The organism is uncultured Rothia sp., assembly GCF_937976295.1.
Lineage (GTDB): Bacteria > Actinomycetota > Actinomycetes > Actinomycetales > Micrococcaceae > Rothia.
Genome location: NZ_CALJRY010000076.1, coordinates 1 through 6,091, shown reverse-complemented (window position 1 = coordinate 6,091; position 6,091 = coordinate 1). Strand labels below are relative to the sequence as shown.

The following is a 6,091-nucleotide window of genomic DNA, read 5'->3' as shown; positions in this document are numbered from 1 at the left end:
AGTGAAGGCGTTATCTATCAAGAGCGACCGAGAGATCTGGCTCGTAGACGTCGCAGCAACCTCGCCAGTATCCCCACCGTCACGGTGCAGGGTACGGACAAGGTGCTCCCGCCAGGACCGATAGAGAAGAATACCCTTCGGCACCCCACGATGAGCCGTACCAGCAAACCGGTACAGCGCATCCTGCAGAAGAATTCACGCACCCTCCCGGTGCGTATCTATCGGGTGAACACGAAGGATGGTTATGACGACAGTTCACCCGGCTCTTTCTTTTGAGCTGTTCCCTCCGCGCTCACACGCGAGCTGTGAGTCGCTACTGCGCACCATTGCGGAGCTTGAGGGCACCAACCCCGACTACGTGTCGGTCACCTACTCCGGTGACGCGAAGCGCCGCCAGAAGACCCTGGCGCTGCTCGACCACCTGGTGCATGAAACCTCCCTCACCCCGCTGGCTCACCTGATTTGTGCAGGCCATTCGGTACACGAGCTGGAGCGTGCAGTCCGCCTGATCCTGGGTCTGGGCGTGCGCGGCTTCCTGGCTCTTCGCGGTGACATTCAGGAGGGTCAGGTTTCTGAGCTTCCTTTCGCCCGCTACCTGGTGGAACTCATTCGCCGCGTTGAGCGTGAAGATTTCGCCCACCTGGCGGCTGGCAAGGTGTCGATTGGTGTGGCGGCGTACCCGCAGAAGCACCCGGAGTCGGCGTCCCTGCTGCAGGATATTGAGATTCTGCTGTCGAAGCAGCGTGCCGGCGCGGATTTCGCGATCACTCAGGTGTTCTTTGAGGATGAGCGCTACAGCGCCCTGGTCGATTCGGCACGCCTGGCGGGCGTGGACATTCCGATTATTCCGGGCATCATGCCGGTGACCTCGCTGAAGCGCCTGCGGAACCTCTGCCAGATGGCGGGCATGGAAGTCCCGACGGACCTCGCCTACGCCCTAGAAACGGCAACCAGTGACGCTGAGCTGCACCGCATCGGCGTGGACTACGCACTGAACCAGTGCCGCACCGTGATGGATGCGGGCGCACCGGGTCTGCACTTCTTCACCTTCAACGAGCATGCCGCGGTGCTGGATGTTCTGGACCAGCTGGACCTGCCGCGGTACAGCAACCGTTTCTCTCAGCCGCTGCACGAGCTGGAATTCGCCTAAACGCGACCCGCTCAACCCCATAACGCTCCTTACCGGATGCGTTTCCACTGTCTCCCCCACAAATATTCCGGGAGTTACGACCCCCGTTTCACCGCCCACCGCTGGGTAGCGAAACACCGGAACTGACTCCCACATCTATCCCCAGTAAAGGAAAAATTACTATGTCGAACACCGCATTCCCCGCCGCAACCATTGTTGGTTACCCCCGCGTGGGCCGCTTCCGCGAACTGAAGAAGGCTCAGGAGGCTTTCTGGAAGGGCAAGGCAACCCTGCAGGAACTGCAGGACACCGCCGCCGACGTACAGCGCACCTACTTCGAGCGCGTGACCACTGCGGGCCTGAAGGCTGACAACTACTCGATTCCGGCAACCTTCTCCTACTACGACCAGGTGCTCGACGTGGTTCGCCTGTTCACCCTGGTTCCCGAGCGTCTGGCTGAGGCTAAGGACGCACGCGGCCTGCTGGATCTGCCCGGCTACTTCGCACTAGCGCGCGGTACTGAGACCCTGCCTCCGCTGGAGATGACCAAGTGGTTCGACACCAACTACCACTACCTGGTGCCCGAGATTGGTGCATCGACCGAGATTAAGCTGAACCTTGAGGCTATTGACGAGCAGCTCGAGGTCGCAAAGCAGGCTGGCGTGAAGGTTCGCCCGCAGATTGTTGGCCCGCTGACCCTGCTGCTGGGCGCTAAGGCTGAGCAGGGTTCCGCCGAGGACTTCGCACCCATCGACCGTCTGGACGAGTTCGTTGCCGCTTACGCTCAGGTGCTGGAGCAGCTGGCTGAGCGCGGTGTTGAGTGGGTTCAGCTGGATGAGCCGGGCCTGACCGTGGACCGTGCAGACAACGCGAAGGTCGCTGAGCTTGCTGAGCGCACCTACCGTGCCCTGGCTGCTGGCGAGAAGCGCCCGCAGATTCTGGTGACCAGCCCCTACGGTTCCCTGCGTGAGAACCTGCCGGCGCTGCTGGGTACCGGTATTGAGGCTCTGCACCTTGACCTGGTGCACGGCGTGTACTCGAAGGCTGAGCTTGAGTCTGTTTCTGCCGCTGGTGTGCACCTGGTTGCCGGTGTTGTGAACGGTCGCAACGTGTGGCGTGCTGATGTTCGCGCCGCCCTGAAGACTCTGGAGGCGCTGCCCGGCGCATCCGAGGGTGCCGTGTCGGTTTCCTCCTCGACCTCCCTGCAGCACGTGCCGCACGACCTGGCTCTGGAAGACCCCGCCGAGGTTCCGGTGGACGGCCTGGCATTCGCTGACCAGAAGGTCGCTGAGATTGCTCTGCTGGCTCGCGGCCTGGCTGAGGGTGAGGCCGCTGTTGAGCCGGAGCTGAAGGCTGCTGATGAGGCGCTGGCTCGCTTCGCTGCTGACCCGCGTAAGCACAACGAGGAGATTCGTGCCCGCGCCGCAGCTGTGGCTCCCGAGGACTTCGACCGCCCGACCATTGATGTTCGTCGCGCGGCTCAGGCTGACCTGAACCTGCCGAAGCTGCCGACCACCACTATTGGTTCCTTCCCGCAGACCGCTGAGATTCGCCGCCACCGTGCGGAGGCTCGTGCGGGCAAGATTTCCGCTGAGGAGCTGAACGGCTTCCTGCGTGATGAGATCGCTTCGGTCATCGCGCTGCAGGAGGAGCTGGGCCTGGACGTGCTGGTTCACGGTGAGGCTGAGCGTAACGACATGGTTCAGTACTTCGCCGAGAACTTTGACGGCTTCGCAACCACCCGCCACGGCTGGGTTCAGTCCTACGGTTCGCGTTGCACCCGCCCCTCGATCCTGTTCGGTGACGTGAAGCGTCACGGTGAGGGCCTGCGCGGTGAGGCATTCACCGTTCCGTGGAGTTCCCACGCACAGTCGCTGAGCGAGAAGCCGGTCAAGGGCATGCTCACCGGCCCGGTGACGATTCTGGCGTGGTCCTTCGTGCGTGACGACCAGCCGCGCCGCGAGACCGCTAACCAGGTGGCTCTGGCACTGGCCGACGAGATTGCCGACCTGGAAGAGGCAGGCATCCGCATCATTCAGGTGGACGAGCCGGCTCTGCGTGAGCTGCTGCCCCTGCGCCGCGATGAGCAGCCGCAGTACCTGGACTGGTCGGTGAACTCCTTCCGCCTGGCTACCAGCGGTGTGAAGGATTCCACTCAGATTCACACCCACCTGTGCTACTCGGAGTTCAACGAGATTATCGACTCGATTAACGCTCTGAACGCTGACGTGACCAGCATTGAGGCGGCTCGTTCGCACATGGAGCTGCTGGCTGACATTCCGGAGAGCTTCGTTTCCGGTCTGGGCCCGGGCGTGTGGGACATCCACTCCCCGCGTGTTCCTTCTCAGGAGGAGATTGAGTCCCTGCTGAAGGCTGCGATTGGTTACGGCACCATTGCTGACCTGTGGGTGAACCCGGACTGTGGTCTGAAGACTCGTGATTACGAGGAGACCAAGCAGTCTCTGCGTCACCTGGTGGATGCCACCAAGGCGATCCGCGCGTCCCTCTAGGAGGCGCCTATTGGTTCCGCTGCCTGCTGCGGGTTGACCGGATGATGGTTTGCTCGCGGTAACCTGCGGCAGGTGGCGGTTGTTCGGCTTCGTGCCGGTATGCGTACCGACTGTATGCCGAGCTTTTGGGGATAGATAACGGGCCCGCCCGCACGGATTCTTCTGCACCGTGCGGGCGGGCTTCCCTGTGCAGTTTTTGGGTTGAGCGGGTGGGTGCCTGCGGGGTGTTTATGGAGCACCGATTTAGCGGTATTCAAGTGGTTCTCTTTTTGAACTTAGGGTATAAATAACTCTAAATTTAGTTGTGGTCTGACCAAAACATGCATTTACTCAACATGGAAAGTATTTATATTCATTGCATCATTCACGGCAATGTTGCCCAGTAGACAGATGTGCATCACATGAATTGCGCACTTCTCTGAAATTCCAGGGTAAAACAAGTATTTATAGAATAATCACTCTGAATATTCGTTCACTATACTGAACAATTTAGTGAAAATATGCCCAGTAGATTAGCATTTTTATAAGACCCCACTTATAGAATGCGAAACATGACTACTACCACTTCATCAAAGAAGAAGAAGGGTTCTGTACCCCGCTGGCTCGCCATTCCGGCACCCAAGCCTCAGCTCAGCGAAGCAGAAGTTAATGCGAAGTACCCGCGCATGCGCCTACAGGTCTTCATGGGTATTTTCATCGGTTACGCGACCTTCTACCTGATTCGTAACAACGTCCCGCTGGTCACCCCGATTCTGACCAAGGAACTGGGCTTCAGCAACGCCGCAATCGGTGCACTGTCCACGGCACTGCTGCTGGCTTACGGCTTCAGCAAGTTCTTCACCGCAATGATTTCTGACCGCTCCAACGCGCGTCTATTCTTGCCGATTGGTCTGGTGCTTTCGGGCGTTGCAAACATCCTGCTGGCAATGACCGGTTACATGGGTGAAGGCGCGGGTGCGACGGGCTATGCTGCCGCTATCGCCTCCATCATGGCGACCATCATGGTTTTCAACGGTATCTTCCAGGGCATGGGTTGGCCGCCCTCCGGCCGTGTGCTCGTGAACTGGTTCTCCACCAGCGAGCGCGGCACGAAGGTTTCCTGGTGGAACACCGCCCACAACGTCGGTGGTGCGCTGTCCGGTCTGCTGGTTGCGTGGGGCTTCTCCATGTTCGGCAAGACCTGGGAAGTTGCTTTCTGGTTCCCCGCTGTTATCAGCTTCGTGCTCGCATTTGTGGCGTGGCTGCTGATCCGCGATAACCCCGAGGCGGAGGGCCTGCCCACCGTTGACGTGTACCGCAACGACCCGCACAAGGTTGAGTCCACCGCTGAGGATCGTGCAGAGTCCACGTGGACCACCATCCGTAAGCACGTGCTGACCAACTCGACCATGGTGTACCTGGCTCTAGCAAACGTGTTCGTGTACACCCTGCGTTACGGCGTGCTGGTGTGGGCGCCGAAGTACCTGCACGATGTGCGCCACACCTCCCTTGAGGGCGGTATTGCGGGATTCTCGATTCTGGAACTTGCCGGTATTGGCGGCACCGTCCTGTGTGGTTACGTTTCTGACCGCATGTTCAAGGGTCGCCGCTCCCCCGCGGGTATCCTGTTCCTGGTTGCGACCGTCGGCGCGATTCTGCTGTACTGGCTGCCCTCTTCGGATGCGCCGCTGTGGATTGCGTACGTTGCGTTGGCTCTGATTGGTGGCCTGATTTACGGCCCGGTCATGCTGATTGGTCTGCAGGCTATTGACCTGTCGCCTTCGCATGTTGCGGGTACCGCTGCGGGCTTCACCGGCCTGTTCGGTTACGCGCTTGGTGCAACCCTGGCTTCTGCTGGTATCGGCATTATTGTTGACCACTGGGGCTGGAGCACCGCGTTCGTCTTTATGATTGTGTGCTCGGGTCTGGCGGTTCTGTTCCTGTGGCTGGTCAACGGTGCTGAGAAGCGTCTGATGGCTGAGCGCGCAGAGAAGCTGGCTGCGAAAGCTCAGGCTTAAGCGAATAGTCCTTCTTTGTTCCTGAACTAGTGGTTCGGGGGTAGATGCGAACCCGCCTGTACGGTTGTGTGACCGTGCGGGCGGGCTTTTCTGCATCCTGGAGGGGCATACGCCCCCCTCTACCGCCCGGATAGCCCGCTGAGGAGCGGCAAAATGCCTCTGATGAGCACCTGTACCGGTGAGTCGCCATCCGGCGCGGTGCCGGGCATCCTGTGGCTTGCGGGCGTAAGAACATAGAATGGAACCATGACTACTAACTCTGGAATCACTAAAGAATGGGTGGACGAAACCGTCAAGCCGGGCGACGATTTCTTCCGCCACGTCAACGGCAAGTGGCTTGCTACCCACGAAATCCCGGCGGATCGCCCCAAGGACGGCGGCCTGTACACCCTCCGCGATAACGCAGAGAAGCACGTGCGTGAGCTGGTGGAGAAGATTGCGAAGGAGCAGCCGGA

At 60.0% G+C, this 6,091-nt stretch carries 3 protein-coding genes, 1 pseudogene and 1 riboswitch; all 4 genes and pseudogenes read left to right on the top strand.

Annotation, left to right across the window (positions count from 1 at the left end; genetic code table 11):
• Positions 1–11 precede the first annotated feature (11 nt).
• Positions 12–127, top strand: a riboswitch (SAM riboswitch).
• A 117-nt stretch (positions 128–244) separates the two neighbouring features.
• Positions 245–1,150 (top strand): methylenetetrahydrofolate reductase, encoded by a 906-nt coding sequence (locus Q0216_RS02060; RefSeq protein ID WP_298592529.1) that lies wholly within the window; start codon positions 245–247, stop codon positions 1,148–1,150.
• A 161-nt stretch (positions 1,151–1,311) separates the two neighbouring features.
• Positions 1,312–3,639, top strand: coding sequence for a 5-methyltetrahydropteroyltriglutamate--homocysteine S-methyltransferase (metE, locus tag Q0216_RS02055; protein ID WP_298592528.1), 2,328 nt, complete (start codon positions 1,312–1,314; stop codon positions 3,637–3,639).
• A gap of 551 nt (positions 3,640–4,190) precedes the next feature.
• Entirely contained in the window at positions 4,191–5,636 is a 1,446-nt protein-coding gene (locus tag Q0216_RS02050) for an MFS transporter (RefSeq protein WP_298592526.1), read from the top strand.
• Positions 5,637–5,882: 246 nt separating this feature from the next.
• A pseudogene (locus Q0216_RS02045) lies at positions 5,883–6,091 on the top strand (peptidase M13); the annotation flags it as partial.